Origin of the sequence: Sphingomonas sp. CCH9-E2 (assembly GCF_001557215.1) — a bacterium.
Classification (GTDB): domain Bacteria; phylum Pseudomonadota; class Alphaproteobacteria; order Sphingomonadales; family Sphingomonadaceae; genus Sphingomonas.
Genome location: NZ_LSJM01000307.1, coordinates 1 through 3,899, shown reverse-complemented (window position 1 = coordinate 3,899; position 3,899 = coordinate 1). Strand labels below are relative to the sequence as shown.

The 3,899-nt window shown below is 68.4% G+C and carries 4 protein-coding genes and 1 pseudogene; 1 reads left to right on the top strand and 4 read right to left on the bottom strand.

Going from position 1 to position 3,899, the window contains the following annotated elements; all coding sequences use genetic code 11:
* From AX681_RS14305 to AX681_RS14290, 4 genes are all read right to left on the bottom strand, one after another.
* The coding region (locus AX681_RS14305; protein ID WP_066682415.1) for an amidohydrolase at positions 1-986 on the bottom strand (986 nt) is incomplete at its 3' end.
* 36 nt (positions 987-1,022) lie between these two features.
* Positions 1,023-1,646 carry a DUF4893 domain-containing protein gene (locus AX681_RS14300; protein ID WP_066682417.1) on the bottom strand — a complete coding sequence of 208 codons (624 nt, stop codon included), beginning with the start codon at positions 1,644-1,646 and terminating at the stop codon, positions 1,023-1,025.
* On the bottom strand, positions 1,643-2,428 hold the full coding sequence (locus AX681_RS14295) for a 3-hydroxybutyrate dehydrogenase (RefSeq protein WP_066655906.1): 786 nt from the start codon (positions 2,426-2,428) through the stop codon (positions 1,643-1,645). The genes AX681_RS14300 and AX681_RS14295 overlap by 4 nt, the downstream gene beginning before the upstream one ends.
* Positions 2,429-2,441: 13 nt before the next feature.
* Positions 2,442-3,590, bottom strand: coding sequence for a patatin-like phospholipase family protein (locus tag AX681_RS14290; RefSeq protein ID WP_066655908.1), 1,149 nt, complete (start codon positions 3,588-3,590; stop codon positions 2,442-2,444).
* Between the two features lie 110 nt (positions 3,591-3,700).
* Between AX681_RS14290 and AX681_RS14285 the strand changes: the two are divergent.
* Positions 3,701-3,899, top strand: a pseudogene (locus tag AX681_RS14285) (KPN_02809 family neutral zinc metallopeptidase); the annotation flags it as partial.

Here is a 3,899-nt window from a genome sequence, read left to right as displayed (position 1 = left end):
ACGGTGACGACCGGCATGCGATCCTCCGGCACCCCCGCCGCGATTGCCTCACCCTTGGCGATGCGGGCGATGCCGTCGAGCAATTGCTTGCGCACCTCGGGCGTATAGGCCCGGACGGTGAGCAGCAGCAGCGCCTGATCCGGGATGATATTGTGGCGGGTGCCGCCCTGAAAGCTGCCGACCGTGACCACGGCGGAATCGAGCGGGTCGATCTCGCGCGCGACCAGCGTCTGCAGGGCGGAGACGATGCGTGCGCCGAGCACGATCGGGTCCTTGGTCGTCGCGGGATAGGCGCCATGGCCGCCGACGCCCTTCACCACGATATCGACCGAATCGACGCTGGCAAAGGTCGGGCCCGCACGCACGCCAATCACGCCCGCAGGCAGCGCGGCGCTGTTGTGGAAGGCGATGGCGTGGGTCGGCTTGGGGAAGCGGGTGTAGAGCCCGTCCTTGAGCATCGCGAGCGCGCCGGCGCTGTTCTCCTCGGCCGGTTGCGCGACCATCACGACGGTACCGCGCCACTGGTCCTTCATCGCGGCAAGGTTGCGCAGCGCGCCGACCCAGGCGGTCATGTGCGTATCGTGCGCGCAGGCGTGCATCACCCCGCTCTCGACGCCCTCGGGCGTGCGGGTGCGCACCTTCGACGCGAAGGGCAGGCCGGTTTCCTCGGTCACCGGCAGGCCGTCCATGTCGGCGCGGATCAGCACGACCGGGCCGTCGCCATTGCTGAGCACCGCGACGACGCCGGTCCCCCCAACCTGTTCGGTGACGGTGTAGCCCGCCTTGCGTGCCTCAGCGGCGAGCTTGGCGGCGGTCTTGACCTCGGCCTGGCTGACCTCCGGATTGGCGTGAAGGTCGCGGTACAGCGTCATTAGCGACGGCAACTCGCGCATGGTCGCGTCGCGAACGCTGTCGGCGGCGGCGGCGGCGGGGGTGGGGGCGGCAAGCGCGAGCGTCGCGGCGGCGGTGGCGAGGAGCGTCTTCATGGCGCTACCCTAACCCACCGCGCGCCCTGTGCAACGCTATCCCGCCGGGACGAGTTCGATCACGTCGAGCTGCGAATCGAAATTGGGATAGGGCAGCACCAGCCGCCAGCGCCCGACCGCGACGCGCTCGATATAGCCGGCCATGTCGCGCTTGCGGTCGAGGCTGTACGGCAGCGCCTTCTGCTCGTCGCCGAGTTCGAGCGTGCCGAGGAAGATCACCCGCGCATCGGTTTCGGCGTAGAATTTGCCCGACGGACGCTGCTCGCCCTCCAGCACCGCGAAGACCGGCATCTCGCCGTCGCGACCGACGCGGCAGCGCACGGCAGGGCGTTCGGCAAAGGTCTGCAGATCCGGGCGGATCGCGCCAAGCTTGAAGGTGCGGCAGCGATAGTCGCCGACGGGCGGCATAGCATTGGCGAGCGCGCGGTCGGGTTCGAATAAGGCGCCGCCGCGCGCGATCGCACCCTTGTCAGCGATGCGCGCGGCGGGCAGGGCGGCGACCCATGCCTTGCGCCAGTCGCGCAGCCGCTCGCGGTCCGGCTCGGTCGCGACGGCGCGCCAGCGCGTTTCGGGCTGCGTGTCGACCAGGCTGAGGCCGTCGCGCGCGCACGCCGTGAGCGTCAGGCCCGCGATAAGGGCGAGGAGCGCGGGGCGCATCATGCCGCGGTCCATCCGCCGTCCATGCTGTAATTCGCGCCGGTGATCGATCGCGCGTCGTCGCGGCACAGGAACAGAGTGAGCGCAGCGACCTGTTCGGGCAGCACGAACTCCTTGGTCGGCTGGGCGGCGAGCAGGACGTCGTTCATCACCTGCTCGCGCGTCAGACCGCGCGCCTTCATCGTGTCGGGGATCTGGTTCTCGACCAGAGGCGTCCAGACATAGCCGGGCGAGATACAGTTGACGGTGATGCCGTCGGTCGCGGTTTCGAGCGCGATCGTCTTGGTCAGGCCCGCCACGCCATGCTTGGCGGCGACGTATGCGGACTTGTTGGGGCTGGCGACCAGCGAATGCGCCGAGGCGGTGTTGATGATGCGGCCCCATTTCGCCGCCTTCATATGCGGCACGGCGGCGCGCATCATGTGCCAGGCCGAGGACAGGTTGATCGCGATGATCGCGTCCCATTTTTCGGGCGGAAACTCTTCGATCTTGGCGACATGCTGGATGCCGGCATTGTTGACGATGATGTCCGGCCCGCCAAGCTCGGCATGGCAGCGTTCGACCATTGCATAGATCGCGTCGGGCTTGCTCATGTCGGCGGCGTCGTAGAGCGCCTTGGCACCGCTGATCCCCTCGAGCCCCGCTCGCTCGGTTTCGATCGCGGCGGCTTCGCCAAAGCCGTTGATCATCACGCTCGCGCCCTCGGCCGCCAGCGCCTTGGCAATGGCGAGGCCGATGCCGGAGGTGGAGCCGGTGACGATGGCGGACTTTCCCTTGAGGAACATGGAATACTCCTGGCTAGCGTTTGGCGAGGTCGAAGGCTGCGGTGCGGCCGTCGGCGATGTTGCTGGCGATCAGGCGCGCATTGGCCATGGTGCGCGCGACATCGTCACGGCCCGCCTGCCAATGTTCGCGCATCGAGCGCGCGGAAAATTCGAAGTCGCGGCTGCCGCCCTCCCAGGCATTGGCGCGGTAGATCAGGTGGACGAGGCTGACCGGCTGCTCGTCCGCCGCCTGGCGCAGCGCGGCGACATCGGGATCGTCGGCAAGGCTGTCGGGCAGCTTGGCCAGCACCTTGCGGATCAGCTCGCGCTCCTTGCGCAGCTTCAGCCGCTCGTCGCTGATCTGGCGGGTGCGGCTGGAGAAGCGGATTTCCTTTTCGCGCGCCATCACGTCGGTGATCGTGTGCGGCATCGCGGCGGCGGCGGAGAACAGGTCGACCTGGAACACCAGCATAGCGCTGCGCTGATGATCGAGGACGTGGATCAGCGGGGTGTTGGAGACGAGGCCGCCGTCCCAATAATATTTGCCGTCAATCTCGACCGGGGGCAGGCCCGGCGGCAGCGCGCCCGACGCCATGATGTGACGCGCATCGACGCGGTCGGTGCTGGTGTCGAAATAGCGGAAATTGCCGCTCTCGATCTCGACCGCGCCGACCGACAGGCGGACCGGGCCGGTGTTGAGCAAATCCCAGTCGACCAGCGTGTCCAGCGTCTCTGCCAGCGCAGCGGTGTCGTAATAGCTGAGCGCGGCGCAGCTGCCCGGCGTCGCGAAAAAAGGCGGGACGGAGCGCGGGTGGAAGAAGCCCGGAACGCCTTGCGCCAGCACCGTAGCGGCCGACCATTCATGGACGAATTCGCGCACCTGATCCTGCGGGAAGATCGGGAAGCTGGGCAGGCCGCTGGTGACGCGGTTCCAGAAGGCCGCGAGCCGCTCGACCCGGCGCTCGGGCGGATTGCCCGCGACGATGGCGGCGTTGATTGCGCCGATCGAGATGCCGGCGACCCAGTCGGGTTCGATGTCGGCGCCAGCCAGCGCCTCGATCACCCCGGCCTGATAGCTGCCGAGCGCGCCGCCGCCCTGCAGCACCAGCGCAACGCAGCCGGGCAGCGGGAGCGGCGCATCGCGGCCCGCTTTGCTGCGTCGCTGTGGATCGGCATCGGCCATGGCGCACATGTGGTGCAACGCAGCGCGAAGGGCAATGCGGGATTATGCATGCAACGCGATGCCGCTTGGGGCATTGTGGCGGGACGGAAACGAACGAAAAGGGGTGGGCCATGCGGCTCGACGATCTCGATCCCAGCGACAATGTCCGCGATCTCGGCTCCGGCGGGGGCGGGTTTGGCGGCGGGGGCGGCAATATCCTGTTCGCGCTGCTGCCGATGCTGCTCGGCAGCCGGCTGGGTTGTGGGACGATCGCGCTGATCGGCATTGGCGCGGCGATCTTCATGACAATCGGCGGTGGCGGCGCGCTGC

Excerpts from the sequence above, each read along its gene's own strand:
- AX681_RS14300 (WP_066682417.1), bottom strand. The coding sequence starts at position 1,646 with ATGATGCGCCCCGCGCTCCTCGCCCTTATCGCGGGCCTGACGCTCACG.
- AX681_RS14295 (WP_066655906.1), bottom strand. The coding sequence starts at position 2,428 with ATGTTCCTCAAGGGAAAGTCCGCCATCGTCACCGGCTCCACCTCCGGC.
- AX681_RS14290 (WP_066655908.1), bottom strand. The coding sequence starts at position 3,590 with ATGGCCGATGCCGATCCACAGCGACGCAGCAAAGCGGGCCGCGATGCG.